28 protein-coding genes are annotated in these 25,218 nt (G+C 71.0%); 20 read left to right on the forward strand and 8 right to left on the reverse strand.

Features of this window, described 5'->3' with window-relative positions; all coding sequences use genetic code 11:
- Positions 1 to 258 precede the first annotated feature (258 nt).
- The 6 genes from ACFV9D_RS21185 (at position 259) to ACFV9D_RS21210 (ending at position 5,298) form a co-directional block, all read left to right on the forward strand.
- Positions 259 to 789 (forward strand): DUF6232 family protein, encoded by a 531-nt coding sequence (locus ACFV9D_RS21185; protein WP_385148641.1) that lies wholly within the window; start codon positions 259 to 261, stop codon positions 787 to 789.
- The gene (locus ACFV9D_RS21190; protein ID WP_385148209.1) at positions 786 to 1,151 is read left to right on the forward strand and encodes a DUF5955 family protein; all 366 of its coding nucleotides are present in this window, start codon (positions 786 to 788) and stop codon (positions 1,149 to 1,151) included. Before ACFV9D_RS21185 ends, ACFV9D_RS21190 begins: the two co-directional genes overlap by 4 nt.
- Positions 1,152 to 1,271: 120 nt before the next feature.
- Entirely contained in the window at positions 1,272 to 2,042 is a 771-nt protein-coding gene (locus ACFV9D_RS21195; RefSeq protein WP_385148644.1) for a response regulator transcription factor, read from the forward strand.
- Positions 2,026 to 4,080 carry a sensor histidine kinase gene (locus tag ACFV9D_RS21200; RefSeq protein ID WP_385148211.1) on the forward strand — a complete coding sequence of 685 codons (2,055 nt, stop codon included), beginning with the start codon at positions 2,026 to 2,028 and terminating at the stop codon, positions 4,078 to 4,080. Before ACFV9D_RS21195 ends, ACFV9D_RS21200 begins: the two co-directional genes overlap by 17 nt.
- 138 nt (positions 4,081 to 4,218) lie before the next feature.
- Complete coding sequence (locus ACFV9D_RS21205) at positions 4,219 to 4,554, forward strand: hypothetical protein (RefSeq protein WP_385148214.1); 336 nt, start codon at positions 4,219 to 4,221, stop codon at positions 4,552 to 4,554.
- A 300-nt stretch (positions 4,555 to 4,854) separates the two neighbouring features.
- Entirely contained in the window at positions 4,855 to 5,298 is a 444-nt protein-coding gene (locus ACFV9D_RS21210; RefSeq protein WP_385148216.1) for a sortase domain-bontaining protein, read from the forward strand.
- On the opposite strand, the gene ACFV9D_RS21215 is transcribed toward ACFV9D_RS21210, so the two are convergent.
- Both ACFV9D_RS21215 and ACFV9D_RS21220 read right to left on the reverse strand, forming a co-directional pair.
- Positions 5,295 to 7,181, reverse strand: a complete 1,887-nt coding sequence (locus ACFV9D_RS21215) for a serine/threonine-protein kinase (protein WP_385148219.1) — start codon at positions 7,179 to 7,181, stop codon at positions 5,295 to 5,297. The two genes, ACFV9D_RS21210 and ACFV9D_RS21215, sit on opposite strands and share 4 nt — an antisense overlap.
- A gap of 26 nt (positions 7,182 to 7,207) precedes the next feature.
- Entirely contained in the window at positions 7,208 to 8,746 is a 1,539-nt protein-coding gene (locus ACFV9D_RS21220; protein WP_385148222.1) for a substrate-binding domain-containing protein, read from the reverse strand.
- A 177-nt stretch (positions 8,747 to 8,923) separates the two neighbouring features.
- Between ACFV9D_RS21220 and ACFV9D_RS21225 the strand changes: the two genes are divergently transcribed.
- The gene (locus tag ACFV9D_RS21225) at positions 8,924 to 9,865 is read left to right on the forward strand and encodes an NADP-dependent oxidoreductase (protein ID WP_385148225.1); all 942 of its coding nucleotides are present in this window, start codon (positions 8,924 to 8,926) and stop codon (positions 9,863 to 9,865) included.
- Positions 9,866 to 9,914: 49 nt separating this feature from the next.
- Here ACFV9D_RS21225 and ACFV9D_RS21230 read toward each other — a convergent pair whose 3' ends face one another.
- Positions 9,915 to 10,388, reverse strand: coding sequence for a MarR family transcriptional regulator (locus ACFV9D_RS21230; RefSeq protein WP_385148228.1), 474 nt, complete (start codon positions 10,386 to 10,388; stop codon positions 9,915 to 9,917).
- A gap of 122 nt (positions 10,389 to 10,510) precedes the next feature.
- Here ACFV9D_RS21230 and ACFV9D_RS21235 point away from each other — a divergent pair, with 122 nt between their 5' ends.
- Entirely contained in the window at positions 10,511 to 10,978 is a 468-nt protein-coding gene (locus ACFV9D_RS21235) for a MarR family winged helix-turn-helix transcriptional regulator (RefSeq protein ID WP_385148230.1), read from the forward strand.
- A gap of 121 nt (positions 10,979 to 11,099) precedes the next feature.
- A complete protein-coding gene (locus ACFV9D_RS21240) occupies positions 11,100 to 11,984 on the forward strand; it encodes a glycoside hydrolase family 19 protein (protein WP_385148233.1) in 885 nt (294 codons plus the stop codon).
- A gap of 54 nt (positions 11,985 to 12,038) precedes the next feature.
- Here the strand turns inward: ACFV9D_RS21240 and ACFV9D_RS21245 are convergent, their stop codons facing one another.
- Together ACFV9D_RS21245 and ACFV9D_RS21250 are read right to left on the reverse strand one after the other, a co-directional pair.
- On the reverse strand, positions 12,039 to 12,224 hold the full coding sequence (locus ACFV9D_RS21245) for a DUF397 domain-containing protein (protein WP_385148236.1): 186 nt from the start codon (positions 12,222 to 12,224) through the stop codon (positions 12,039 to 12,041).
- Positions 12,221 to 13,057 carry a helix-turn-helix transcriptional regulator gene (locus ACFV9D_RS21250; RefSeq protein ID WP_385148240.1) on the reverse strand — a complete coding sequence of 279 codons (837 nt, stop codon included), beginning with the start codon at positions 13,055 to 13,057 and terminating at the stop codon, positions 12,221 to 12,223. The genes ACFV9D_RS21245 and ACFV9D_RS21250 overlap by 4 nt, the downstream gene beginning before the upstream one ends.
- 156 nt (positions 13,058 to 13,213) lie before the next feature.
- On the opposite strand from ACFV9D_RS21250, the gene ACFV9D_RS21255 reads away from it, so the two are divergent.
- Both ACFV9D_RS21255 and ACFV9D_RS21260 read left to right on the forward strand, forming a co-directional pair.
- Positions 13,214 to 13,663 carry a hypothetical protein gene (locus ACFV9D_RS21255; protein WP_385148243.1) on the forward strand — a complete coding sequence of 150 codons (450 nt, stop codon included), beginning with the start codon at positions 13,214 to 13,216 and terminating at the stop codon, positions 13,661 to 13,663.
- Positions 13,660 to 14,169 (forward strand): VOC family protein, encoded by a 510-nt coding sequence (locus ACFV9D_RS21260; RefSeq protein ID WP_385148246.1) that lies wholly within the window; start codon positions 13,660 to 13,662, stop codon positions 14,167 to 14,169. Before ACFV9D_RS21255 ends, ACFV9D_RS21260 begins: the two co-directional genes overlap by 4 nt.
- Before the next feature lie 58 nt (positions 14,170 to 14,227).
- Here the strand turns inward: ACFV9D_RS21260 and ACFV9D_RS21265 are convergent, their stop codons facing one another.
- Together ACFV9D_RS21265 and ACFV9D_RS21270 are read right to left on the reverse strand one after the other, a co-directional pair.
- The gene (locus tag ACFV9D_RS21265; protein WP_385148249.1) at positions 14,228 to 14,695 is read right to left on the reverse strand and encodes a MarR family winged helix-turn-helix transcriptional regulator; all 468 of its coding nucleotides are present in this window, start codon (positions 14,693 to 14,695) and stop codon (positions 14,228 to 14,230) included.
- Positions 14,692 to 15,321, reverse strand: coding sequence for a DJ-1/PfpI family protein (locus ACFV9D_RS21270; protein ID WP_385148646.1), 630 nt, complete (start codon positions 15,319 to 15,321; stop codon positions 14,692 to 14,694). The genes ACFV9D_RS21265 and ACFV9D_RS21270 overlap by 4 nt, the downstream gene beginning before the upstream one ends.
- Positions 15,322 to 15,490: 169 nt before the next feature.
- On the opposite strand from ACFV9D_RS21270, the gene ACFV9D_RS21275 reads away from it, so the two are divergent.
- The 3 genes from ACFV9D_RS21275 (at position 15,491) to ACFV9D_RS21285 (ending at position 18,446) form a co-directional block, all read left to right on the forward strand.
- Positions 15,491 to 16,852, forward strand: coding sequence for an aspartate aminotransferase family protein (locus tag ACFV9D_RS21275; RefSeq protein ID WP_385148252.1), 1,362 nt, complete (start codon positions 15,491 to 15,493; stop codon positions 16,850 to 16,852).
- Between the two features lie 128 nt (positions 16,853 to 16,980).
- Positions 16,981 to 17,676, forward strand: coding sequence for a GntR family transcriptional regulator (locus ACFV9D_RS21280; RefSeq protein ID WP_385148254.1), 696 nt, complete (start codon positions 16,981 to 16,983; stop codon positions 17,674 to 17,676).
- A 119-nt stretch (positions 17,677 to 17,795) separates the two neighbouring features.
- Complete coding sequence (locus ACFV9D_RS21285; protein WP_385148257.1) at positions 17,796 to 18,446, forward strand: hypothetical protein; 651 nt, start codon at positions 17,796 to 17,798, stop codon at positions 18,444 to 18,446.
- Positions 18,447 to 18,508: 62 nt separating this feature from the next.
- Here ACFV9D_RS21285 and ACFV9D_RS21290 read toward each other — a convergent pair whose 3' ends face one another.
- The gene (locus ACFV9D_RS21290; RefSeq protein ID WP_385148649.1) at positions 18,509 to 19,240 is read right to left on the reverse strand and encodes an SLATT domain-containing protein; all 732 of its coding nucleotides are present in this window, start codon (positions 19,238 to 19,240) and stop codon (positions 18,509 to 18,511) included.
- Between the two features lie 260 nt (positions 19,241 to 19,500).
- Here ACFV9D_RS21290 and ACFV9D_RS21295 point away from each other — a divergent pair, with 260 nt between their 5' ends.
- The 6 genes from ACFV9D_RS21295 (at position 19,501) to ACFV9D_RS21320 (ending at position 25,218) form a co-directional block, all read left to right on the forward strand.
- On the forward strand, positions 19,501 to 19,836 hold the full coding sequence (locus ACFV9D_RS21295) for a YbaB/EbfC family nucleoid-associated protein (protein ID WP_385148259.1): 336 nt from the start codon (positions 19,501 to 19,503) through the stop codon (positions 19,834 to 19,836).
- Between the two features lie 119 nt (positions 19,837 to 19,955).
- A complete protein-coding gene (gene recR / locus ACFV9D_RS21300; RefSeq protein WP_356888252.1) occupies positions 19,956 to 20,555 on the forward strand; it encodes a recombination mediator RecR in 600 nt (199 codons plus the stop codon).
- A gap of 44 nt (positions 20,556 to 20,599) precedes the next feature.
- The gene (locus ACFV9D_RS21305) at positions 20,600 to 21,262 is read left to right on the forward strand and encodes a DUF5063 domain-containing protein (RefSeq protein WP_385148262.1); all 663 of its coding nucleotides are present in this window, start codon (positions 20,600 to 20,602) and stop codon (positions 21,260 to 21,262) included.
- 37 nt (positions 21,263 to 21,299) lie between these two features.
- Positions 21,300 to 21,749: a hypothetical protein gene (locus ACFV9D_RS21310; RefSeq protein ID WP_385148265.1), complete on the forward strand. Its 450-nt coding sequence runs from the start codon at positions 21,300 to 21,302 to the stop codon at positions 21,747 to 21,749.
- A complete protein-coding gene (locus ACFV9D_RS21315; protein WP_385148267.1) occupies positions 21,746 to 23,701 on the forward strand; it encodes a tetratricopeptide repeat protein in 1,956 nt (651 codons plus the stop codon). Before ACFV9D_RS21310 ends, ACFV9D_RS21315 begins: the two co-directional genes overlap by 4 nt.
- Before the next feature lie 245 nt (positions 23,702 to 23,946).
- The gene (locus tag ACFV9D_RS21320; protein WP_329118906.1) at positions 23,947 to 25,218 is read left to right on the forward strand and encodes an aspartate kinase; all 1,272 of its coding nucleotides are present in this window, start codon (positions 23,947 to 23,949) and stop codon (positions 25,216 to 25,218) included.

Here is a 25,218-nt window from a genome sequence, read left to right on the forward strand (position 1 = left end):
CCCCGGTTTCCGGGGTGCGGGCCCTCTCGCGTGGCCTGTCGGAAAACCAGGCTCCTCGAGGCCAGAAGTGGCCTTGTGCTGCTTCTGTGCCAGGTGCCTAATGAGTCACTCCGATGTGGTTCCGTCTCAGGGGGAAGCGTGGAAACAACAGGGGCATCGACGCCGGAGCAGCCACCCAAGCCGGCGACGCCACCACAGCCGCAGCGTCCGCCGGGACCGCCTCCGGCCACTGCTGCAGGCCTGCCGAGCTCGATCGAACTGAGCGTCACCCGACGGCTGTTGTGGGTGGGTCGTGCCGTCTATCCGCTCCAGAACGTCGCTCGCGTGTACACCTTCGTCCTCCACCCGCGACGCAAGGAAGCCGTGCTGCGCTTTCTGAAGCGCTCGGCTCTCACGCTCCTGGTGGCGATGGCGTTCACCCTGTTCGGCGGCATTGCGTCGTTCCTCTCGAGGGAGGAAGGGACGTTCGGCGGGATCATCCAGTTCATCTGGACGGTGAGTGTGGGCGGCCTGATCTACTTCCTGGTGGACATGCTCATGGTGGTGTCCGCGTCCTCCCACTTCGTGCTGGCCGTCGAGTCCAACGGGCAGTCGACCGCCCTGGTCACCGGGCGCCCCGATCACCTCAACCAGCTCGTCGACTCGATCGCGTACGCCATAGAGAACCCGGAGACGGAACTCCAGGTCCGGGTGGAGCGGCTGACCATCAGCAATCCCAGCAACTACTACTTCGGCGACACCGTCAACATGTACGGCGGCAACGGCAACGTGGGAATGAGCAACGGATGAGCGGCGACAGCAACTACTACTACGGCAACACCGTCAACATGCACGGCGGAACGCACAACACCGGCATGGTCAACCACCAGCACGGGACCGTCGGCGCCCAGGCTTCCTCTCCCGAACTCGACGCGGCCGTACGAGAGTTGCGTCAGCTGCTCCAGGAGCTGCGGGGGCAGGTGAACGACCCCATGACCGCGCAGTCGATCGACGACTCCCTGCCCGCCCTCGCCGCCGGGCCGGAGGCCGAGCCGCAGGAGCGGCACCGGGCGCTGATGGCGGTCGCCGGGATCGCCGCGACGGTGGGGGCCGTCGGTGCGCCCGTCGCCGAGGCGGTCCAGCGGGTGCTGGCGCTCATCGGGGCCCAGTAGGAGCCGGCGCCCGGGGCGCGCCCCGGGCCCCTGTCTTTCAAGCGCGCGGCGCCGGACATGAACCAACCCGGCGTCCACGCCCTCTATGGAGGCGACAAGGCTCCGATCGGCAGGGACGACATGAGCAACCTCGCTCCACACCTCCGCGATCCGGCGCGGACACACGTGGTGGTCGCCGAGGACGACGCCAAGCAGGCCGAACTCGTGCGCCGATACCTGGAACGCGAAGGCCATCTCGTCACCGTCGTGGGGGACGGGATGGCCGCGCTCGAGGAGGTCAGGCACACCGCGCCCGATCTGCTGGTGCTCGACGTGATGATGCCGCGAGCGGACGGACTCGACGTGGTCAGGGTCGTCCGGTCCGAGCGACGTGAGCTGCCGGTGCTCATGCTGACGGCCCGTACCAGCGAGGACGACCTGCTCCTGGGGCTGGATCTCGGCGCCGACGACTACATGACCAAGCCGTACAGCCCGCGCGAACTCGTGGCGCGGGTGCGTACGCTCCTCCGCCGCGCCGACCGGACCGCGCGAGCGTCCGAGCCCGTCCCGCAGGACGGTCGGCGACTGACGGTGGGGACGCTCGTCGTCGACCTGGTGCGACACGAGGTGTCGGTCGACGGAAGCACGATCGACTGCACGCCGGGGGAGTTCCGGATCCTTGTCGCCCTGGCCACCGAGCCCGAACGCGTCTTCAGCCGCAAGCAGTTGCTGGCACACATCCACGGGATCGACCAGTACATCAGCGACCGGACCGTGGACACGCACATCGTGAACCTGCGGAAGAAGATCGAGCCCCTCCCGCGCCATCCGGTGCGCCTGCTCACCGTTTTCGGAGTGGGCTACAAGCTCACCGACCCCGCGAAGGCCTCCACCCGTGCGGCGACCCGGTAGCCGGGGGGACACGGGGCTCCGGCCGCCGTGGTTCCGCACCCCGGCACTCCGCGACGACCGGCGCAGTCGACCTCGGCGACTGCCGCTCCGCAAGAGCCTGCTCGGCCGACTCCTGGCCGTATCGGTGCTCGTCGCGGCCTGCTCGGTCGCGGCGACCGCCTGGCTGGCCGCCCAGACGACATCCGGCGCGATCAAACAGGAGCAGGGGCAGAACCTCGCCGCCGACACCCGGATCTACCAGACGCTGCTCGCCTACGCGGCAAGCCACCCGGAGTGGGACGGTGTGGCCGCGCCCCTGCGCGACCTCGCCGCGGAATCCGGGCGCCGGGTCGTTCTGACCACCCCGCACCGGCAGATCATCGCCGACTCGGCCGCCCACGGGCCCGCTCCGGAACTTCCGGTCCGGGCTTCGGCCGTCGTCGACCCGCTGTCCGTGGACACCACCGTCTCGCCGAACCCGACCGGCCCGAGCACCCTGGTGGGCGGTACGGCCGGGGACAGCGCCGGGGACCGTATCGATCCGCGGGCCGTCGGACCGTTCAGGCTGCCTCCCGCGGAACGCGCGAGGCTGAAGCGGGCGGCCGACGACGCGGCGGGATGTCTCCACCGGTACGGGATCGCGTCGGACATCGTTCTCGGCCCCAGTGGACGTCCTCGCCTTCACGTGATCGGCAACGAGCCCGACCAGATCCACGACACCGGGTGCGCCACATCCGCACTGGACGAGCCGACACCCACCGAGAAGACGGCACTGAGCGCCCTCAGCAAGCTCGTCGACGCCTGTCTCGCACGGCAGGGCAAGAAGAGTGTGCCCATCACTCTGGATCTGAGCCGGCGAACCGGTTCAGCCCTCCCCGTCCCCGTCCTCGTCCCCGTCCCCGTCCCCGGACGCGATCGCGCCGCTGTCGCGACTCCGGCCCCGGCGGCCCCCGGGACACCGCGGGCCGGTGGCGACGACCGGGCCGTCGCCTCCTGCCTGGAGACGGCGCGACGAGAACAGCTCAGCACCTACGTCGCCGCCCCCGCGCTCCTCTTCATCGGTGACACGGCCGACGGCACCGTGCCCGGCATCGACCTGTCGCCCGCGAACACCGCACGCATCGTGGGCGCCGCGACGATCGTCCTCGCCCTCACCGTCGGCGTCTCCGTGTTCGCCGGTGTGCGATTCGTCAGACCGTTGCACGCACTCACCGGCGCGGCGCAGCGCATGCGGGACGGCGAGAACACCGAAGCCGTACGCGTCACGGCGGACAACGAGATCGGGCGACTCGCCGCGGCCTTCAACGACATGACCGCGCACCGCGCACGCCTGGAAGAACAGCGGAAGGCCCTCACCAGCGACATCGCCCACGAACTGCGCACCCCGCTGAGCAACATCCGCGGCTGGCTCGAGGCCGCACAGGACGGGCTGGCCGACCCGGACACGGCGTTCGTCTCCTCGCTCCTGGAGGAGGCCCTGCAACTGCAGCACATCATCGACGACCTCCAGGACCTGGCGGCGGCCGACGCGGGCGCCCTCCGCCTGCACACGCGGCCCGGAGTTCGTATCGAGGAACTGCTCATCCAGGTCTCCGCCGCACACCAGGCCCGGGCGGAGGCCGCGAAGGTCACTCTGTCGGTGCGTCCCGCGAAGCCCGGATCACCCGCCCTCACCGTCACCGCGGACCCGGTACGGCTGCGCCAGGCCGTCGGCAACCTCGTGGCCAACGCGGTGCGCCACACACCGGCGGGAGGCCGTGTCACCCTCCGGGCGTACCCCGTCGACGACGATCGGCGCCAGGTGGCCGTGGACGTCGCGGACACCGGAACCGGCATCGCGCCCGAAGACCTGCGGCACGTCTTCGAGCGCTTCTGGCGAGCCGAGAAGTCGCGCAGTCGGCGGACGGGCGGCAGCGGTCTCGGCCTGGCCATCGTCCGCAAGCTGGTCGAGGCCCACGGAGGCACGGTGCACGCGGTCAGCGCGATCGGCGAAGGGTCGGTGTTCATCCTGCGGCTTCCGGGTGAGCCGACGAGCACCACGGACGGGCAGGGGACGTGAGCGCGTCAGACGCTGATCGGCTCATGACGTCGCCCTGACACGTTCCCCATAACTCCCCTTCAGTCTGGCGGGAGCCCGGTGGCCGATCCGAGCCGGCGCTTCCCCCGCGATCCATCCAGACCGAAAACGGAGTTCTGCATGTCTGTCCGTTCGACCCTTCGCGTCACCCTGCTCGCCGCCGTCGCCGCCGGCGCGGTGCTCACCCCCTCGGCCGTGGCGTTCGCGGACGGTGGTACTCCCGCGCCCGTGGCGTCCACCCCGGACCGGTCCGCGCGGCCGACCGTGGACACCCGCACCACCCCGGCGCCCGCGCAGGTCGGCGAAGCGACGCCGGCCCCTCGCGGCGGAGTCGCCGCCGGTGAGAAGCCGGCGGCCGGTGAGGACACGTCGTCCCTCGTCTACGGTTCGGCCGTCGGCGCCGCCCTCCTCGCGGGCGCGGGAACCATCGTTCTGCGCCGCCGGTCCACCCGCTGACCGCACCGGCCGACCCCATGCGATGACGTCGCCCGTGCTCGGGCGGCGTCATCCCTCCTTCAGCCTCCACGCCATCCGGGAGTCACCGTGCCGCCTCTACGCGAAGCCGTACGCCGCAGCGTGCTGCCGCTGCTCTCCTGCGTGCTCGCAACGGCCCTTGCCGCCTGCGGGTCCGCGGGCCCGGCGACCGCCTCCCGGCCCGGGCCCTCCCACGCCGCCGCCGACGGGGGCACACAGCCTGCCGCACCGAACCCGCCGACGGCATCCGTTCCCGTTCGGGTGACGATCCCTTCGATCGGGGTGAACAGTTCACTGCTGCCGTTGGGACTGAACGGCGACGGCACGGTCGAGGTCCCGCCGGCCGAGGAGGGCATGACCGCAGGGTGGTACACGGGCGGCGCCGTGCCCGGTCGACGAGGAAGCGGCGTGATCATCGGTCACAACGACACGCGCTTCGGCAGAGCGGTCTTCCACGACCTGAAGAAGATCACCAAGGGTGCGGAGATCCTGATAGACAGTCAGGACGGACGCACGGTCCGCTTCGTCGTGACCGGGAGCGAATCGGTGGGGAAGGCCGCCTTCCCCACCGCGAGGGTGTACGGCGAGTCCACCCGGAGCGTCCTCCGCCTGATCACCTGCGACGGGGCATTCGACGCGCAGGGCCACCCCGTGAACAACCTGATCGTCTACGCCGCTCTGACCGGGTCGCGTTCCGCAACTCTCCAGCCGCCGGACAGGCCCTAGTCGCGGTAGAACTCGCCCGGCTCCCCGTCCAGCATCGGGAAGACCAGCAGGCGCTCCCGGCCCTTGAAACGGTCGATCACCAGATAGCCGGCCGTCCCGCCCCGCTCGCACTCGGGGTCCGAGGAGTCCGGGTCCGGCGTCCCCGGGCCGATGACCAGGGGCGTGCCGGAGCCGGCGAGGATCGCCGTGGAGCTGCAGCTGACCGAGTCGGGCGTCGTGTTGCCCTCGTCGTCGAGGCGCGGGTAGCCGTGCACATGGCGGAAGACGGTGGCGCCGACCGGGCCCTGGGTGATGGTCACCTGGTCGAAGTAGCGGTCGGCGTTGTCGCCGTAGATCAGCCGGTCGTTCTCCATCTTCCACGTGCCGACGAACTGCGCCGGCACGATGCTCGTGCCGGTCCGGGCCTTGCGGAAGGTGGCCTTCACGGCTCCCGAGGTCCACTCCAGGACGTCCGGGGAGCGCAGGGTGAGGGTCTGGTGGGCGGCGGGTGTGCAGCGCTGGGCGGGGACGCTGGTGGTCACGTCGGACTCACCGAGGACCACCTTGTCCTCGTCGGCGGAGACGAGCCGGGAACGGCCCATGCACAGCCGCTCCTCGTTCACCTGGACGTAGACGGCGGCCTTGGCGCCCGCGGCTCCCTGGCCGATCTCGATCCGGGTGGTCTCCCGGGGGTGGTCGGCCGAGCCGCGCTGGAAACCCTCCCAGGCACCGAGGAAGGCCGCCGGCACGATCCCCGCCGGGCGGGCGGACACGCTGCCGGTCTCTCCCTGCGGGCGGTTCTTCTGCTCGTCGCGGCCCTTGTTCGGGTCCGGCCAGAAGACGTACGTGAGGGAGGCCGCGGCCGCCACCACGAGCGCGGTCGCCGCGGCGACCAGTCCCGTACGGCGCCGGCGCGGCGGCTTCGGTGCCGGCTGCGGCGTGGGGTCGCCCGAGGTGTCGCCGGCGGCAGCGCCCCCGGAGGCGCTCGCCGTGCCCGTGCCCGTGGCCGTCGTCGCGGCCTCCGCCTCGAGGAGACGGGCCGCGTGGCGGCCGAGGCGGGCCAGCACGTCCGCCGGGAGCCAGGGGTCGTCGACCGTGATCGTCTCGGCGAGTTCGGCGGCCGAGGGCCGGCCGGCCGGGTCCTTGCCGAGGCAGGCCCGCACCAGGCCGGCGAGCTCGGGCGCGAGGTCCGTCAGGTCGGGCTCGTCGTGCGCGATGCGGAACATCGTGGCGTGGACGCCGCTGTCCGCCGTACCGAACGGGGAGCGGCCGGTCGCCGCGTACACGAGGACCGAGCCGAGGCAGAACACGTCGGAGGCCGGGGTCAGCTTCTCGCCGCGCACCTGCTCCGGGGACATGAAGCCGGGAGAGCCGACCACCGCGCCGGTGCTGGTCAGGCCGCCGTCGGTGATCGTGTCGACGGCGCGGGCGATGCCGAAGTCGATGATCTGCGGACCGTCCACGGTGAGCAGGACGTTGGACGGCTTCAGATCGCGGTGGACGAGCCCGGCGGCGTGCACATGGGTGAGCGCCCGCGCGAGCCCGGCCGCGAGCGCGCGTACGGTCGCCGGCGGCAGCGGCCCGAACTCGTCGCCCACCACGGTGCGCAGCGACGGCCCCGGTACGTAGCCGATCGCCACCCAGGGGGCCTCGGCCGCCGTGTCCGAACCGAGCACCGGGGTCGTGCCCGTGCCGCCGACGCGCTCCAGGGCGGCCACCTCGCGGGCGAACCGCCGCCGGAACTCGTCCTGCGCCGCCAGCTCCGCGTGCACGACCTTCACCGCGACCGTCCGGCCGCCCGCCGAGCGTGCCAGGAACACCCGGCCCATCCCGCCGACTCCCAGCCGGCCGAGCAGACGGAACGGGCCGATAGTGGCCGGGTCTTGCGGGTTCAATGCCTCCACGTCGAAAGAGGATGCCAGACGTGCGTTCAGCCGTCGCCGCAGATCCGCAGGCCCTTGGGCGTCGCGCACGGCAGGTGTCCGTGGGTGCGGATGACGTCCTGACCGCTGCCCCGGCTCAGATAGGTGAGGAAACTGGAGGTCAGCGAGTCGGCTGGGGGCTCGCCCCAGGTGTACGCGTACTCGATCTCCCGGTACGGGTACGTCGACTCGCCGATCTCGTCCACGTTCGGCACCCGGCCGTCGATGGCCACCCGGTGCAGGCCCTTCAGCCCGCTCCCGGAGCGCAGTTCGGTGTACCCGATGGCGCCGGGCAGCTTGGCGACGGTCGACAACACCTGGTCGGTGCTGTCGAGTTCGCAGCGCACGACCGGGGCGTGCACATCGTCCTTCGTCACGCAGTCGAGTGAGGAGTTGGCGGGCTCGTTGCGGCCGAGGACCCGGCGCTGGAAGACCTCGCGGGTGCCGGAGTTGGCGTCCCGGCTGACCAGCAGGACCGGACGGTTCGGCCCGCCGGGGATCTGGTTCCAGTTGGTGATCTTCCCCTCGTACAGGCGGCGGACCTGGTCGAGGGTGAGGTTCGTGACCGGTATCCGGTCGTTGAGGACGAGGGTGAAGAGGGAGACGGCGACCATGCTCTCGCGCAGCTGCGGATAGCCGCCGGGCTTGCGCCCGTCGGAGAGCGCCACGACGGCGGGGGAGCCCTTGCCGCTCGCGGCGCCGGCCGCCGCCAGTGCCCGTATGCCCGCGGTCGAGCCGTGCGCGTCCACCACGATGGTGGATCCCTCGCAGTCCTTCTCGTACTTCTTCGCCAGCTCCCGCACGGCCGGGGCGAACGCGGTGGAGCCGGTGACCGTGAGCGTGCCCTGGGCGCATCCGATGGGCGGTGGCTTCTCGCTGCGGACGATGATCGTGGCGAGGGCGACCACACAGGCGGCGAGGACGAGGGTGATGTTCCGGGCGGCGGGGCTGAACGTCGGCCTGCGGTCGTCGACGCTCATGCTCTTGTTGTGGTGGACGTCGACCGCGTCGCGATTCAGGCCGGTGATCTGGATCGCGCCCTCGGTCACGCTGCCGTTGAGCAGCACGAGCAGCTTGAAGTACTGCTTCCGCTCCAGCGACACCTTGGGCATGAGGACGGAGCTCTCGCGCTTGCGCAGCCCCAACCCCTCCGACATCTCGGTCCGCACCTCCCCGAAGGCCTGCGGAATGGTGGCGACGACGGCCTGCACCGTCTTGCCGTTGAAGCTGACCTTCAGCCCCTCGTGTTCGTTCGACTGACCGTTCGACGAGGTGTAGTCGCCGTGGTTGATCTCGCGCAGGCCGTCGTTCTCGATCCGGATGAGCACGAGGGTGGAGCTGTTGGAATCGCCGATGTCGCCGTCCCACAGGGTCAGGTCGCCGGCGGTCGCGCCCGCGTCGCGGAGCGGCGTGTTGAGCTGCACGCGGTAGCCGAGCCTCCTGCCCCGCTGCAGGAAGCGTTCGTAGGCGACCACACCGGCGGAGACGAGGACACCGAGGAGCGCGGTGACCACGGCGATGACGTTCTCAGCGGTAACCCAGTCCACGCACGAGACGGTACGGACGGGTGTGCGGTTCTGTGGGGGAGGTCGCATCCCGCCACCTGGAGTTCTCCCTTCGTTCAGCGGCGGTCGTGGGACGGCACGGGTTGGCGGAGCATCTGTTGCCCCGGGTGAGGACCGTGGGTGTAATGGCCACGAGGGGGCCCGCAGGAAAGGAACCCCATGCGTGTCGTCGAAGTGACCGCCTACGGCGGCCCTGAGGTCCTGAGCATGGCCCGCCGGCCCGAGCCCGAGGCCGGAGACGTTCCGGGACGGGTGCGGGTGCGGCTGAAGGCCGCTGGTGTGACGCAGGCGGACCTGCGGATCCGCGCCGGCAAGTACGCCCATGCGGTCGGCGCTCTCAAACCCCCCTTCGTCCTCGGGACGGACTTCGCCGGCAAGCTTCTCGATCCCGTGCCCGGAATGGCGGCCGGGACCCGCGTGGCCGGTTTCGTGCCCTGGTTCGAGGAACTGTCGGGACACGGCACCTACGCGGAGGTCATCCAGGTCGACCCGGCGTGGCTGGCGCCCATTCCGGACGACGTGGAGTTCACCGTGGCCGCCTCCGTCCCCCTGGCCGCGATCACCGCCCAGCAGGCCCTCGACCGGCTGGCGCTCCCGGAGGGGGCGACGGTGCTCGTCACCGGCGCCAGCGGCGTGGTGGGCCGGTTCGCGGTCCAGTTCGCGGCCGCTGCCGGACTTCGGGTGGTGGCTGTCGCGCACGAGGGTGACGAGCGCGAGCTGAAGGGCCTCGGTGCCGAGCACACGATCCCGCGCGGCGAACCGCGGGAGGTGTTCGACAGGCTGCTGGAGCTCTTCCCGGAGCGGGTGGACGGGGTCTTCGACGGGGCCCTCCTCGGTCCCCTCGCTCTCACGGTTGTGAAGGACGGCGGCGCCTTCGTCGCCCTCGCCGTCGACCTGACGCCGACGGCCGAACGGGACATCCGCGTCGAGACCGTCTTCGGCAGGCCGGACGCCGCCCAGCTGAAGGGGATCCTGGAGAAGGTGGAGGCCGGGAAGCTGATCACCCGGGTGGCCGACGTCATGCCGCTGGCGGAGGTCGCGGAGGCCCACCGCAGGGCGGAGGCGGGCCACCGGCCGGGCCGCATCGTGCTGATCTTCTGAGATCTGGGGCCCGGCCGGTCCTGGACCCGTCCGCTCGGCGGTCGGGCGGTCAGGCGCCTAGTGCCGCAAGTTCTGCGTTGGCGCGCTCGGTGACCAGCGCGAGGACGCGGCCGGCGGTGACCAGATCCTCGGTGGGTATCCCGCCCCAGATGCGGGCGCTGATGGGGGCGGTCTCCGCGCCGACGGCGGGGATCAGCTCGCGCCCCGCGTCCGTGGGGCGAAGGTGTGCGCCGTCCGCGACGAGCAGCTGCTTGGCCAGCAGCTCGTCGAGAGTGGCGTGGATGTCGGCCGGATCGGCCTTGAGGGAGTCCCGGACCTGGGTGACGAGATCGTCCGGTGTCTGCGGGGCGTCGGCAATGACGGCGGCGCGCAGGGCGACCTGCTGCTGGAACGTGATGCCGTGCCGGGCCAGGACGTGCTCCAGGACGCCGCGGGCGGCGTAGTGGGCCAGGCCGACGGCGCGGGCGTCGGCGGCGCGCGCGTCGGCGAGGGGTGCGGTGGTGGTGGATGCGGTGGTGGTCATGGTGTTGCCCCCTGAGTTCTGGACGTGATTCGTTCGCCCATCCAACGTTCGTCACTCTAACGTTTGTGGTGCTAACGAAGCTACATCGTTCGGACCACTAACGCAAGGGGTAATCTGCGGGCATGACGACGGACAGCGGAGGCGACGCCTCCGAGATGAGCGAGGGTCAGACCCCGGCCCGCCTCCGCGGCATGCCCAGCCGCCTCCTGGCCCTGACCGCCGCCCGTGCGGACCGTCTGGTCACCGCGGGCCTCGCGGAAGAGGACGCCCGCAAGTGGCACTACGCGGTGCTCGCCTCGCTCGACGAGTACGGATCGACCAGCCAGGCCGGCCTGAGCCGTCGCACCGGCATCTACCGCAGCGACCTCGTCGCCGTCATCAACGAACTCGCCGAACGCGGACACGTCGAGCGCACCCCCGACCCCGAGGACCGCCGACGCAACGTCATCACCCTGACCGAGCAGGGCGGCAGGCATCTGGAGCGCCTCGACGAGGTGCTCGCCGGAGCTCAGGACGAGCTGATGGAGCCCCTGTCGAAGCTCGAACGCGAGCTGCTCACAAGCCTGTTGGAGCGCGTACTCAAGCGCTGACGGAGCGCCCATGGGGGCTCTGCCCGAGAGTGACCGCCGTCTGTCACAAGTGTTGGTCTAGACCTTGACAGGTCCAGACCAAAGACGCTTCGCTTGCCTTCCCCCACGGAAGGACGAGCGCATGTTGCGACGTCTGCTCATTCTCGTGTCCGCACTCTGTACGGCCGTCGGGCTGGCCGTGTTCCTCCCCGCCGCCACGGCCGGCGCGGCGCCCGCCTGCGTGACCGCCTGGAACTCCGGCAGCGTGTACACCGGCGGCATGACCGCCTCGTACAACGGCCACAACTGGTACGCCAAGTGGTGGACCCAGAACGAACGCCCCGGCTCCTCCGACGTCTGGCGCGACGAGGGCGCCTGCGGCGGCGGCACGACCCCGCCGCCGTCGTCCGGATTCGTCGTCTCCGAGGCCCAGTTCAACCAGATGTTCCCGAGCCGGAACTCCTTCTACACGTACAGCGGTCTCACGGCGGCCCTCAGCGCCTATCCCGGGTTCGCCAACACGGGCAGCGACACAGTGAAGCGCCAGGAGGCCGCGGCCTTCCTCGCCAACGTCAGCCACGAGACCGGCGGCCTGGTCCACATCGTGGAGCAGAACACCGCCAACTACCCGCACTACTGCGACAGCAGCCAGCCCTACGGCTGCCCCGCAGGCCAGGCCGCCTACTACGGCCGAGGCCCCATCCAGCTCTCCTGGAACTTCAACTACAAGGCCGCGGGTGACGCCCTCGGCATCGACCTGCTCAACAACCCGTACCGCGTCGAGCGCGAGGCGCCCGTCGCCTGGAAGACCGGCCTCTGGTACTGGAACACCCAGAACGGCCCCGGCACGATGACCGGCCACAACGCCATGGTCAACGGCGCGGGCTTCGGCCAGACGATCCGCTCGATCAACGGCGCGCTGGAGTGCGACGGCAAGAACCCGGCGCAGGTCCAGAGCCGCGTGAGCAAGTACCAGCAGTTCACGCAGATTCTCGGCGTGCCGACGGGTGCGAACCTGTACTGCTGATGCGTGACTCAGGGGGCCGGCCCGCGGAACGACCGCGAGCCGGCCCCTTCGTCGTCAGTCCTGCCAGGCGAGGAACGCGGTCCAGGTCGTGGGGGCGACGGCGAAGGTGGGGCCGTCGGTGACCTTGGAGTCACGGAGGCGGACGGTGGTGTCGCCGCCCGCGTCGAAGGCCACTTCGACGCAGCTGCCGCCACCGTCGTCGCTGTAGCTCGACTTGAACCAGCGAAGGGTCTCGCTCATCTCTGTGCTCCCGCCAACCGTTCGATGAGGCCCAGTGACTCGCGCGGGTCCAGGGCCTGTGCCCGGATCTTCGCATACCGCTGGGCGTGCGTACTGACCTTTGCCCGGTCGCTGATCAGCAGGCTCTCGCCCTGGATCTCCAGGAAGGTCAGACGGTCGTGGTCCGGAGTTTCGGCCATCTCCAGAGTGCCACGTGCGCCGGCGTACTCGCCGCTGAGTCCGGCGTTCTTCGGCAGGATCTGGAGGTGGACATTGCGGCGCCGGGCGCACTCCGCCAGGTGCAACAACTGCTCCCTCATGACCTCCTCGCTCCCGAACGGCCTCTCCAGCACCGACTCGTCCAGCACCAGCTCGATCAGGCACGGCGGTGTCCGCTCGATCAGCACCTTGCGCGCCATCCGCGCCTCGACCAGCTCCTCCACCCGTTCCGGGGTCGGCTCCGGATAGCCACCCGCGATCAGCGCCCGCGCGTACGCCTCCGTCTGGAAGAGCCCGTGCACCACGTGGTTCGCGTACAGGCTCAGGCTCACCGCCTTCTGCTCGATCGGCGCGTAACCCCGGAACTGCGACGGCAGCTTCTCCAGCCGTACGAGCTCCCGCATCTCCTCGAAGATGCCCGTGCCCTCTCCCAGCACCCTCTCCAGCTGCACCAGCATCTCGTCGCTCACCGGCTGCGCGAGGGTCTCCATGGCGCTGATCGCCGCGCCGGTGTATCCCATCTGCGCCCCCAGTTGGTCCTGCGTCAGGCCTTTCTTCACTCGCAATCTCTTCGCCACCACGGCAGCCATCCGTGCCGCGGGACCCGCCGTTTCCTTGTTCTCCGCTCGCGCCATCGCGATCCCCATTCGGACTCAACCGATCTCAACCGGTCTCAACTGCTCCCCGCCGAATTCGACTGCCTGCAGAGGGCGTTGGCGCAGGTCAAGGGGTTGCCGACGCGCCCTCCTCAGTCGTGGAAAACGCTAGCTGCGACGCGGGAACATGTCCTTGTGAATGCAGAGAATCGACAGGTAAACCTGGATTGGATTCCAGTTTCCGGATTCCAACTCCGCAAGGCCGGCGTGCAATTCGACGCCGTCCGCGTCGACGGCGTCGACGGCCGACGGCTCGCCGACTGGATGGAGCAGCTGACGGCCGGCGATCCCGGTCCCGTCGTCACGGAGGCGAACGGGCGCCAAGGCGTCTACTTCCTCGTCCCGGCCGGTACGACCGCCCACCGTTCCTGGCCGCGCGGCGTGACCCGCCTCAATGCCGGACCTGCCCATGTGAGCTACGTACCGGTACCGGCGTTGACGGGTCGGACCTGGCCGCTGGCCTGGCGGTGTCCGCCGACCGGGCCGGGGCGGTTCGTCCATCCGCTGCTCCTGCGCAGCGCGGCCACGGAACTGCTCGCAATAGGACAGGATCTGACCTCTTTGGCCTCTACCTTCGAGGCATGAGCGAGAGCGAGAACACGCAGCCGCGGAGTCAGGTCCAGCCGATTCCCGAGGGGTACACCACCGTCACCCCCTGGATCATCGGCCACGACACCGCCGGGCTCATCGATTATCTGGAGCGCGCTTTCGGGGCCGAGGATCTGGGCCGTGTCGTCATGGACGACGGGAAGATCGGCCATACCGAGCTGCGGATCGGGAACGGGCGGCTGATGGCCTTCGACAGTCCGCCGGGCTGGGAGGCGACGCCCGCGTTCATCCGGCTGTACGTGGAGGACGCGGAGGCCGTGCACCGGCAGGCCGTCGAGGCGGGCGGTACGTCGGTCACGGAGGTGACGCACCTCTTCTTCGGCGACAAGGTCGGCCGGGTCCGCGATCCGTTCGGGAACCTGTGGTGGATCCAGACCCACATCGAGGACGTCGACGAGGCGGAGATGGGCCGCCGGATGACGGACCCCGAGTTCACCCGGGCGATGGCGTACGTGACGGGGGCCCTGGCCGACGGGGTGTGAACCCAACGGAACCCGCCCGCCGGGGCCGGCGGGTCAGCGGTCTCAGGGTTCCGCGGTCTCAGGGTTCCGGCAGGGGCTCCTCGGTCCCCACTGCCTCCAGTGCCCGGGAGAGCCGCTCCAGGACCCGTACGGTCTCGTCGAACTCCGCCTGGCCGCCGAGGGCGGCCGCGAGCCGGGCCGCGAGGTCCGCGTGGCCCGGGTCGATGCGCTGGATCGCGGCGCGGCCCTCGGGGGTGGGGGTGAGGAGCTTGGCGCGGCGGTGGGCGGGATTCGGTTCGTACGCGGCGAGGCCCCGCTCCACCAGCAGGTCCGCGATTCGCTGGACGCTCTGGCGGGTGATGCCCATGACCCGGGCGATGCCGGCGACCGGGAGCGGTTCGGGCAGGACGGCGCCCAGGACCTGCCACCAGGCGGCGGTGAGGCCGGCCGGCTCGGCCAGTTTCTCGGACACGGCGAGGAACTGACCGTTGAGGCGGAAGACGCCGAGGGCCGTACGGGAGAGGGCGTCCTGCTGATCGCGGCTCACGCGTTGAGCTCTTCGTACGCCGCCGGGTCCGAGTCGTGGAAGAGGCGGTACCAGGCGTCCAGCTTGGCGCCCTCGAAGGCGCCCATCTTCCCGAGCACCTCGCGGGCGAACGCGACCGGCTCGGTGGGTCCGGCGGTGATCAGGTCGCCGTCGGTGACCGCGTCCGTGTCGACGTAGTGCTCGCCGCCCTTGTAGCCGGTCGCGGCCAGGTAGAACGAGACGGCGCTGGTGTGCGGACGGTCGTCGAGGAGGCCCTCGCGGGCCAGTCCCGCCGTGGCGCCGCAGATGGCGGCGACGGGGACGCCGGCGTCGAGGAAGCGGCGGGCCGCGGCCGCGAAGGGGGCGAGGTCGGCGCTGGTGTCCCAGAGGTCGGCGCCCGGGAGGATCAGGAGCGCGCTGTCCTCCGGGCGGAGGTCCTCGAGGGCGAGGTCGGGGGTGATGCGGAGGCCGCCGATGGACGTGACGGCGTCGGTGGTGGGTCCGACCGTACGGATCTCGTGGCCGGTCCTGGCGAGCCAGGCGGTGGCGTGGCCCGCCTCCCAGTCGGCGAGGGTGTCGTAGACGGCGAGGTGGACGGTGCGGGGCCTTTCGGGGCCTCCTGCGGTTGTCGGTGCCGTTCCTTCTATGACAGAAGGCTGTCATGTCGACAGGATGCTGTCAATGGTCGGGGTCAAGGTCGAGGTCGCGCTCGCCGGAGCGCCGTCCCGTGCGCGCGGCAACCTGTCGGGTCCCTCCCGGTCTCGGTGGACAAGATGGTCATGGCCGCTCCGACCTGCGGGTACTTACCCTGGGCGCATGACCCCTCATGTCGTACCCGATCCCCAGGCCGGCGCGGCCGTGAAGGCCGCCGACCGCGCGCATGTGTTCCATTCCTGGTCCGCCCAAGGCCTGATCGACCCGCTCGCCGTCGCCGGTGCCGAGGGTTCGTACTTCTGGGACTACGACGGCAACCGCTACCTCGACTTCACCAGCGGCCTCGTCTACACCAACATCGGCTACCAGCACCCGCGCGTGGTCGCCGCCATCCAGGAGCAGGCCGCGAAGCTCACCACCTTCGCGCCCGCCTTCGCCATCGACGTACGCTCCGAGGCCGCACGCCTCATCGCCGAGCGCACCCCCGGCGACCTGGACAAGATCTTCTTCACCAACGGCGGCGCCGAGGCCGTCGAGAACGCCGTACGGATGGCCCGGCTGCACACCGGCCGCCACAAGGTGCTCTCCGCCTTCCGCTCGTACCACGGCGCCACCTCCACCGCGATCAACCTGACCGGCGACCCGCGCCGCTGGGCCTCCGACACCGGCTCCGCGGGCGTCGTGCGCTTCTGGGCGCCGTTCCTCTACCGCTCGCCCTTCTACGCCGAGAACGAGCAGCAGGAGTGCGAGCGCGCCCTCGCGCACCTGGAGGACACCATCGCCTTCGAGGGTCCGGCCACCATCGCCGCGATCATCCTGGAGACCGTCCCCGGCACCGCCGGCATCATGACCCCGCCGCCGGGCTACCTCGCGGGCGTCCGCGAGATCTGCGACAAGTACGGCATCGTCTTCGTCCTCGACGAGGTCATGGCGGGCTTCGGCCGCACCGGCAAGTGGTTCGCCGCCGAGCACTTCGACGTCGTGCCCGACCTGATGACCTTCGCCAAGGGCGTGAACTCGGGCTACGTGCCTCTCGGTGGTGTCGCCATCTCCGCCGAGATCGCCGCGACCTTCGACAAGCGGCCCTACCCGGGCGGCCTGACCTACTCCGGTCACCCGCTCGCCTGCGCCGCCGCCGTGGCCACCATCCAGGTCATGGAGGACGAGAAGGTCGTCGAGCACTCCGCCCACATCGGCGAGACCGTCCTCGGCCCCGGCCTGCGCGAGCTCGCCGAGCGCCACCCGTCCGTCGGCGAGGTGCGCGGCATGGGTACGTTCTGGGCGCTCGACCTCGTCAAGAACAAGGAGACGCGCGAGCCGCTCGTCCCGTACAACGCGGCGGGCGAGGCCAACGCCCCGATGGCGGCCTTCGGCGCGGCGGCCAAGAAGCACGGTCTGTGGCCCTTCATCAACATGAACCGCACCCACGCCGTCCCCGCCTGCAACGTCTCCGAGGCCGAGGCCAAGGAGGGTCTCGCCGCCCTCGACGCGGCGCTCTCCGTGGCCGACGAGCACACCGCGTAACAGGCACGCGTAACGGCGCGACAGGCACGTGTACCGCGCAAGCTTCGCGTAAGGGTAAGAAGCGTCACGGAGCCGAACCCTCCGTCTGGTCTAGGGTGTCCGAAGCCGGACGGAGGGGGCCGACCAACATGCCCGCGAGCGGAGCTGTCACCCGCAACACCCTGCGGCGGCAGATCGCGGACGCGCTCCGTGACGAAGTGCTCGCTGGGCGTTTGCAGCCCGGCGAGGAATTCACCGTCAAGCAGATCGCCGAGCAGTACGGGGTGTCGGCGACGCCCGTACGCGAAGCCCTCGTCGACCTCTCCGCGCAGGGGCTCCTCGACTCCGACCAGCACCGCGGCTTCCGCGTGCACCAGTTCACGATCGACGACTACCGCGGGATGGTCGAGGCCCGGATGCTCGTCGTGGACGGCATCTTCCGCCGCCACGATCCCGTCGTCCATCCGCCCGGTCCCGACGTCTCGCGCGGGGTCGCGCTCGTTTCCGTACGGCGCCGGGGCGAGGCCGCGGCCCGGGCGGCGCGCGCCGGTGACCTGGACATCCTCATCGGGTACGACATCCGCTACTGGCGCGAGCTGGCTCGCCTGGTGTCCGACAACGACTACATCGCCGACTTCCTGCACCGACTGCGGGTCCAGGCGTGGGTGTTCTCCGTGCCGTATCTGCGCTCCGACCGCGATCTGCTCGGCTGGCTGTGGAGCGGGCACGTGGATCTCGTCGACGCGCTCACCCTCGGCGACGCGGAGGCGGCGGTCGCGGTCGTCCAGGCGTACAACACCCAGTCCCTGGCGTGGGCGGACCGCCTGGAGCAGCGGGCGGGTTGACCCGGGGCCCCGTGCGGGTGTCGGCGGGCGTGTCGAGGGGCAGGTCCCCAGCGGGTGTGCGGCGCGGACCGCGCCGACTACCCTGGCCGTCCCTGCAACTGACGGAGAGAGAGCCTCCCTTGGCCTGTGACCTGTGGCTGGTCCCTCTTGTCGACGTGCTGTGCCACAGCCCCGACAATCCCTTCGCCGAAGAGATCGCCGCCTACGACAAGGCCCTGACCGCGTCCGGTCTGCCGACCATCCCCGTCTACGCCTACATGCCGGGGCTCTCCGGCGACGTGGCGCCCGTCGCCGGATTCGACTACGAGGCCCTGCACTTCCTGCGCCGCGCCTATCTGCTGCTGATGTGCGGACTCGCCGTCGAACCGGTCGACGAGCTCGGCGGGGACTACGAGCAGCTCCTCGAGATGTTCGAGGCGACCGCACAGCAGTCCCACCTCGTCTGGCACTACGACCACGCGGGCGCGTACGTCCCCGTGGACTTCCCGGCCCCGCTCTCCAGCGACGAGCTCCTGGAGGGCGGCGGTCCGCTGGGGTCCTCGCACGGGCTGCTGCGGGAGCTGGAGTTCGTCGCCCCCGCGATCGGGATCGACCCGGCCAACCCGCCGGCCGCTCCGCTCCCGCCGGAGCGGCCGACCTCGCTGGAGGAGCCGGCGGGAGCGATCGCGTACGACGACAATCCGTTCGCGCGTGAGCGCCATGTGTGGCTGGGGCTGCACGCGGCGGCGACACGGAGCCTCGGTCAGGGCTCGATGATCATCCTGAGCTGATCCTGCACTGAGCCGATCCTCCGCTTGTGCGGCGGGCGCCCCTCCGGCGAGGGGCGCCCGTCTCAGCGCGGCTCCGGCGGCCGCTGCCGCGGCATGTTCGGGCGGGTGCCCGGGGGGAGCGGGAAGCGGGCCGAGGGCTGCGTGCCCTCCGGGCGGGGCGTTCCGACGCCCACCGACTGGAGGGCCAGCGGCGCGGGGCCCGAGCGGAACTCGACCATCCAGTCCGCCGTCTCCGCCCGTACGAGCTCCGTCACGTCCTCCGAGAACCGCCGCAGCACCCCGAGGCACCGTTCCGCCGCCTCGCTCGCGGTGCCCTCCGTGGGGCCGAGGACCTCCCGTACGCTCTCCGACGCCCAGTCGAACTGGAGGGCCTGGAGTCTGCGCTGTACCGCCTGGGCCGTCGCCACGTCCCTTATCCAGCCCGAGGTCAGCCCGAAGTACCGGTCGCAGGCCATACAGGCGGCGCCGAGCAGCAGTGACAGATACCCCCAGCCCGCCGCCCCGTCCGCCGCCACTCCGGTGAGGTCGAGCAGCGGCAGCGCGGCGCCGGCGATGACGCCCAGCGCCGTACCGACCCGCAGGGCCCGCGCGCAGCGGCGCTTCCAGACCCGGTCGGACAGGTACCACTCCGCCGTGCGCAACGCGTTGGACTCGACCCAGCGGTAGAGCTCGTCCAGACGCTCCGCGGGCTCGCCCCAGTCGCCGAGCGGGAACGGCGTCCCGGTCAGATCGCGGCTCGCGGCGGGTCCCCCGGGCTGTCCCGGCTGCCCGGGCGGCGGCTGCGGCGGCTGCATCTCCGGCTGCTGGCTCACCGGGGCACTCCTCTGTTCAGCTCAGCGCTCGTGTCCTTCTGTGACGTGCGGTGCACGTGGTGCCTGCCCTTCCTACCGCCGAATGGTGGGCTGTGGGCCCGGAATCCCGGGATTTCCGCCCACAAGGGGGTCTTGATCAGGTAGAGGAGCCCGCAGTTTCTCACTCGAAAGAGTTGTGGCGGCAGGCCGGGCATGGACCACGTAGGCTCGGCATACCGACATACCGAACATCAGGAGTGACCGTGATTCCCGGTGGTGGCCAGCCCAACATGCAGCAGCTCCTCCAGCAGGCCCAGAAGATGCAGCAGGATCTCGCGCGTGCCCAGGAGGAGCTCGCCGCGACCGAGGTCGAGGGCCAGGCGGGCGGCGGCCTGGTGACGGCGACGGTCACCGGCTCCGGCGAGCTGCGCGGCCTGGTGATCGACCCCAAGGCCGTCGACCCCGAGGACACCGAGACGCTGGCCGACCTGGTCGTGGCGGCGGTCAAGGCCGCCAACGACAACGCCCAGCAGCTCCAGCAGGACAAGCTGGGCCCGCTGGCGCAGGGCCTGGGCGGCATGCCGGGCCTGGGCTTCTGAGCTGCGCTTCCGAGCCCCCCTTCCGGGCCCTGCTTCCGAGCCGTTCCCGTGCCTGGGCTTCTAAGGCGCCCCGGCAGCCACTACCGTAAGAATCAAGCACTTCTGAGAAGGGCGTTCCGTTGTACGAAGGCGTGGTTCAGGACCTCATCGACGAGCTGGGCAGGCTGCCCGGCGTCGGTCCCAAGAGCGCGCAGCGGATCGCCTTCCACATCCTCCAGGCCGAGCCGACCGACGTCCGTCGTCTCGCGCACGCGCTCCTGGAGGTCAAGGAGAAGGTCCGGTTCTGCGCGGTCTGCGGGAACGTGGCGCAGCAGGAGCAGTGCAACATCTGCCGCGACCCGCGCCGGGACCTGTCGGTCATCTGTGTGGTCGAGGAGCCGAAGGACGTCGTGGCGATCGAGCGGACGCGTGAGTTCCGCGGGCGCTACCACGTACTCGGCGGCGCGATCAGCCCGATCGAGGGCGTCGGCCCGGACGACCTGCGCATCCGTGAGCTGCTCGCGCGGCTCGCGGACGGGACGGTCACCGAGCTGATCCTGGCGACCGACCCGAACCTGGAGGGCGAGGCCACCGCGACGTACCTGGCGCGGATGATCAAGCCCATGGGGCTCAAGGTCACGAGGCTGGCGAGCGGTCTGCCGGTCGGCGGCGATCTGGAGTACGCCGACGAGGTCACCCTGGGGCGTGCCTTCGAGGGGCGGCGACTGCTAGATGTATGACGACAGGGTCCGCGCGCCGGCCGCGCCCGAAGGAGGCACCCGCGATGTCTGACGCCACACTGCACGCGATCACGCAGGATCCGGACGACTTCGCGGTCCAGATCGCCGACTCGATCGAGTCCTTCATCGTGGCCACCACGGAAGTGGCCAAGGGCGACGAGCCCGACAGCGCGGTGCCCTTCCTGCTCCTGGAGATCTCCCAGCTGCTGCTCGCCGGCGGCCGGCTGGGCGCGCACGAGGACATCGTCCCGGACGAGCGGTACGAGCCCGACACGGGTCCGGAGCCGGACGTCGACGACCTGCGCGAGCGCTTCGCGGTGATGCTGGACCCGGTGGACGTCTTCTCGGAGGTCTTCGACCCGTACGAGCCGCGCAAGGCGCCGGTTCCGGCCCGGATCTCCGACAACCTCGCCGACATCGTCACCGACCTGCGGCACGGCCTCGCCCACTACCGGGCCGGGCGCACGAGCGAGGCGCTGTGGTGGTGGCAGTTCTCCTACTTCTCCAACTGGGGTCCGACGGCATCGGCGACCCTGCGGGCGCTGCAGTCCCTCGTCGCCCACGTCCGTCTCGACCAGCCGCTGGCGGCGCTGGACGGTCTCGACACGGACGAGGACCTGACGGAGGAAGACCTCGCGGAGGAGGCGGGCCGGGTCATGGCGGAGGAGATCGCCGGACCGCTGGGCCTGGGCACGCTGAAGAAGTAGCCGCGGTCACGCGCCGTCCGCCTGCCATCATGGGTCCATGACAGGTGGGGGACGGTCAAGAACGTTGTTGTGGACCGGCGTTGGCGCCGGGCTCGCCGGGATCGTGGCGCTGGTCGTCGTGGCCGTCGTCGACCTCGGGAAGGCCGACCAGATCGCGAGCGTGGTGGGGGTCGTGCTGGCCGCCGCGGGTCTGGGGCTGTCGCTGTGGTCGCGGTCCGCGGGGGCTTCCGCTGTCGGGTCCTCCTGCGCGGTGACCGCCTCCGGCGAGCGGTCCGTCGCCGCAGGAGGGAACATCGGCTCCGTGACCACGGGGAACGGCGCGCAGGTGCCGACACCGCCCGCGCCGCCCGCACCCACTACGCCGACACCCACCCCGCCCGCGCCCGCGATGCCGTCTGTGCCGTCCACCGGGTCCGTCACCGCCTCCGGGGACCGGTCCGTCGCCGCCGGTGGTGACATCGGGAGCGTGTCGACGGGCGACGCGTGAACGGCATCGAAGCCGCCGGAGATCGGTCCGTCGCGGCCGGCGGGAACATCGGGCGGGTCGCGACCGGGGACTACGTCACCCAGGTCGAGCGGGCGATCCTGCTGCCGCCGGAGGCCCTGGCCCCGGCGGAGTGCCCGGACGGGCTGGTCAAGATCCCGCGCACGGCCGTGCGGTTCGTCGGCCGTGAGCGGGAACTGGGGTGGCTGGACACGCACTTCGACACCCCGGACCGCCGCGTCGTGGCCGTCCGAGGGCTCGGCGGCATCGGGAAGTCGACGCTCGCGGCCCACTGGGCGGCCCTGCGCGCCGAGTGCCACCGGCCCACCTGGTGGATCACCGCCGAGAGCCGCGCGGAGCTCGACGCCGGGCTGGCCGACCTCGCCGGCGCCATGCAGCCCGCGCTGATCGACGTACTGCCGCAGGAGGCCCTGCGCGAGCGGGCGTTGCAGTGGCTGTCCACGCACGACGGGTGGCTGCTCGTGCTCGACAACGTCACCGAGGCCGCCGACGTCGAGTCCCTCCTCTCGCGCGTCGCCCGGCGCGGCCGGATCCTGATCACCACCCGCCAGGCGGGCGGCTGGCACGGCCTCGCCGAGGTCCTGGCCCTCACGGTGCCGGACGTGGACGAGTCGTACGAGATGTTCACGCAGGTCGTCACCGGTCTCGGCCCCCGGGACGCCTGCGCCGTGGAGACGCTCTGCGCCATGCTGGGCCACCTGCCGCTCGCGGTCGCCCAGGCTGCGGCCTACTGCGCCGAGACCCGTACGACGCCCGGCGAGTACCTCGATCAACTACGGCAGTACCCGAGCGAGTTGTACGAGATGCCGGGCGACGGGCGGCAGGCAGTCGCCCGGACCTGGCGGCTGACCCTGGACCGGCTCGTGGCCGCCGATCCGCTCACCGGGACCATCCTGCGGGTCCTCGCCTGGTGGGGCCCCGACCGGATCCCCCGGCACCTGCTCGATCGGCTCGGCCCCGCGCACGTCGTGCGGCGCGCGGTCGGCCGGCTCGCCGCGCACAGCATGGTGACGTTGCACGAGGACGGCGCCGTCTCCGTACACCGGCTCGTGCAGGCCGTCGCGCGCACGGCGGACGGGAGCGATCCGCACCGGCGCGCCGAGGACATCGACGCGGCCCGCGCTCTCGCGGAGGAGACGCTGACGTCGGCCGTGCCGCAGGGTGTCGCGGGCGCGGCGGAGTGGGGCGCGTGGCGCGAGCTGTTCCCGCACGTCGAGACGTACGTCGAGCACGTCGACCCGGCGGCCGACACCGCGCGCACGGCCGCGCTGGTGGACCGGGCGGCCTGGTTCTTCCTGCAGCACAGCGACACGCTGCGGGCCGCGCACTGGTTCGACCGGGCCGTCGCATGCCGGGAGCGCGTGCTCGGCGAGGACCACCCGGAGACCGTCGGCAGCCGCGAGGGCGTCGCCGAGTGCTGGGCCATCGAAGGGGAGCTGTGGGCGTCGGCCGACCTCCAGGAGCGGGTCGTCGCCGATCTGGAGCGGGTCCTCGGCGAGGACCGGGCCGAGACGCATCTGGCCCGGGGTCGGCTCGCGGTCACCTGGCGCAAACAGGGAGACACGACGAGTGCGGTCACCCTGCTCGAGAAGGCACTTGCCGGGCTCGAACGCCTGCGGGGCCCCGCCCACCGGGACACCCTGCGGGTCCGGAACAACCTGGCCGTCGCCTACCAGGACGACCTGCGCCTGGAGCAGGCCATCGCGCTGCACGAGCAGACGCTCGGCGAGCGCAGTCGGCTGCTCGGTCCCGACCACCCGGAGACGCTGACCTCGCGGCTGAACCTGGTCCGGCTCTACGAGGCGGTGGGGGAGGTCGAGCGGGCGGCGGCCGAGTTCGACGCGGTGGTCGCCGACACCGTACGGGCGCTGGGGGAGGAGCACCCCTTCACCGCGCACCTGCTGCACGTCCGGCCCCCGGGGAGCCCCTGGTGACCCCCGACGCGCCCGGGGCGGTGCACCGGAGCAGTGGGCCCGTCGCGTGTGAGCCCGCGCACACCTCCGCGTACCCCCGCCCCGTCCGGGCAGGGGGACTCCCGCGGGCGGCCCGGCCGCCCGGCCGAGATCACTTACTGAGCGGGACATCTCAGGATGTGATATACGGTCGGCGATTCCGGGCCGCTCGTTAAACTGAGCCGACCGCAGTAATGACTGCGGCAGAGACTGAGCGAGGAGCGCACGTGGGCCTTGTCGTGCAGAAGTACGGAGGCTCCTCCGTTGCGGATGCCGAAGGCATCAAGCGCGTCGCCAAGCGGATCGTGGACGCCAAGAAGAACGGCCACCAGGTGGTCGTCGTGGTTTCCGCGATGGGCGACACGACGGACGAGTTGATCGATCTCGCCGAGCAGGTATCCCCGATCCCTGCCGGGCGTGAGTTCGACATGCTGCTGACCGCCGGAGAGCGGATCTCCATGGCCCTGCTGGCCATGGCGATCAAAAACCTGGGCCACGAGGCCCAGTCGTTCACGGGCAGCCAGGCCGGTGTCATCACCGACTCGGTCCACAACAAAGCGCGCATCATCGATGTCACGCCGGGCCGGATCCGTACCGCCCTCGACGAGGGCAACATCGCGATCGTGGCCGGCTTCCAGGGCGTGTCCCAGGACAAGAAGGACATCACCACGCTGGGTCGTGGTGGGTCCGACACCACGGCCGTGGCGCTGGCCGCCGCGCTGGACGCCGAGGTCTGCGAGATCTACACCGACGTCGACGGTGTGTTCACGGCCGACCCGCGTGTGGTGAAGAAGGCGAAGAAGATCGACTGGATCTCCTTCGAGGACATGCTGGAGCTCGCCGCCTCCGGCTCCAAGGTGCTGCTGCACCGGTGCGTCGAGTACGCACGCCGTTACAACATCCCGATCCACGTCCGCTCGTCCTTCTCGGGGCTGCAGGGCACGTGGGTCAGCAACGAACCACAAGGGGACCGCAAGGTGGAGCAGGCCATCATCTCCGGTGTCGCCCACGACACCTCCGAGGCGAAGATCACCGTCGTCGGCGTGCCGGACAAGCCGGGCGAGGCCGCGGCCATCTTCCGGGCCGTCGCGGACGCCGAGATCAACATCGACATGATCGTGCAGAACGTGTCCGCCGCCTCCACCGGCCTGACGGACATCTCCTTCACCCTCCCCAAGGCCGAGGGCCGCAAGGCCATGGACGCCCTGGACAAGGCGAAGGGCGCGATCGGCTTCGACTCGCTGCGCTACGACGACCAGATCGGCAAGATCTCCCTGGTCGGCGCGGGTATGAAGACGAACCCGGGCGTCACCGCCTCCTTCTTCCAGGCGCTGTCCGACGCCGGTGTGAACATCGAGCTGATCTCGACCTCCGAGATCCGCATCTCGGTGGTCACCCGCGCGGACGATGTGAACGAGGCCGTGACGGCCGTCCACACCGCCTTCGGTCTCGACAGCGACTCGGACGAGGCCGTCGTCTACGGCGGCACCGGCCGGTGA

This window comes from Streptomyces sp. NPDC059875, assembly GCF_042731085.1.
Classification (GTDB): domain Bacteria; phylum Actinomycetota; class Actinomycetes; order Streptomycetales; family Streptomycetaceae; genus Streptomyces.

Bases quoted from the DNA above. Each gene is read 5' to 3' on its own strand.
- ACFV9D_RS21190 (WP_385148209.1), top strand. From the start codon at position 786: ATGAGCGGCGACAGCAACTACTACTACGGCAACACCGTCAACATGCAC.
- ACFV9D_RS21195 (WP_385148644.1), top strand. From the start codon at position 1,272: ATGAGCAACCTCGCTCCACACCTCCGCGATCCGGCGCGGACACACGTG.
- ACFV9D_RS21205 (WP_385148214.1), top strand. From the start codon at position 4,219: ATGTCTGTCCGTTCGACCCTTCGCGTCACCCTGCTCGCCGCCGTCGCC.
- ACFV9D_RS21225 (WP_385148225.1), top strand. From the start codon at position 8,924: ATGCGTGTCGTCGAAGTGACCGCCTACGGCGGCCCTGAGGTCCTGAGC.
- ACFV9D_RS21230 (WP_385148228.1), bottom strand. From the start codon at position 10,388: ATGACCACCACCGCATCCACCACCACCGCACCCCTCGCCGACGCGCGC.
- ACFV9D_RS21235 (WP_385148230.1), top strand. From the start codon at position 10,511: ATGACGACGGACAGCGGAGGCGACGCCTCCGAGATGAGCGAGGGTCAG.
- ACFV9D_RS21240 (WP_385148233.1), top strand. From the start codon at position 11,100: ATGTTGCGACGTCTGCTCATTCTCGTGTCCGCACTCTGTACGGCCGTC.
- ACFV9D_RS21245 (WP_385148236.1), bottom strand. From the start codon at position 12,224: ATGAGCGAGACCCTTCGCTGGTTCAAGTCGAGCTACAGCGACGACGGT.
- ACFV9D_RS21250 (WP_385148240.1), bottom strand. From the start codon at position 13,057: ATGGCGCGAGCGGAGAACAAGGAAACGGCGGGTCCCGCGGCACGGATG.
- ACFV9D_RS21260 (WP_385148246.1), top strand. From the start codon at position 13,660: ATGAGCGAGAGCGAGAACACGCAGCCGCGGAGTCAGGTCCAGCCGATT.
- ACFV9D_RS21275 (WP_385148252.1), top strand. From the start codon at position 15,491: ATGACCCCTCATGTCGTACCCGATCCCCAGGCCGGCGCGGCCGTGAAG.
- ACFV9D_RS21280 (WP_385148254.1), top strand. From the start codon at position 16,981: ATGCCCGCGAGCGGAGCTGTCACCCGCAACACCCTGCGGCGGCAGATC.
- ACFV9D_RS21290 (WP_385148649.1), bottom strand. From the start codon at position 19,240: ATGCAGCCGCCGCAGCCGCCGCCCGGGCAGCCGGGACAGCCCGGGGGA.
- ACFV9D_RS21305 (WP_385148262.1), top strand. From the start codon at position 20,600: ATGTCTGACGCCACACTGCACGCGATCACGCAGGATCCGGACGACTTC.
- ACFV9D_RS21310 (WP_385148265.1), top strand. From the start codon at position 21,300: ATGACAGGTGGGGGACGGTCAAGAACGTTGTTGTGGACCGGCGTTGGC.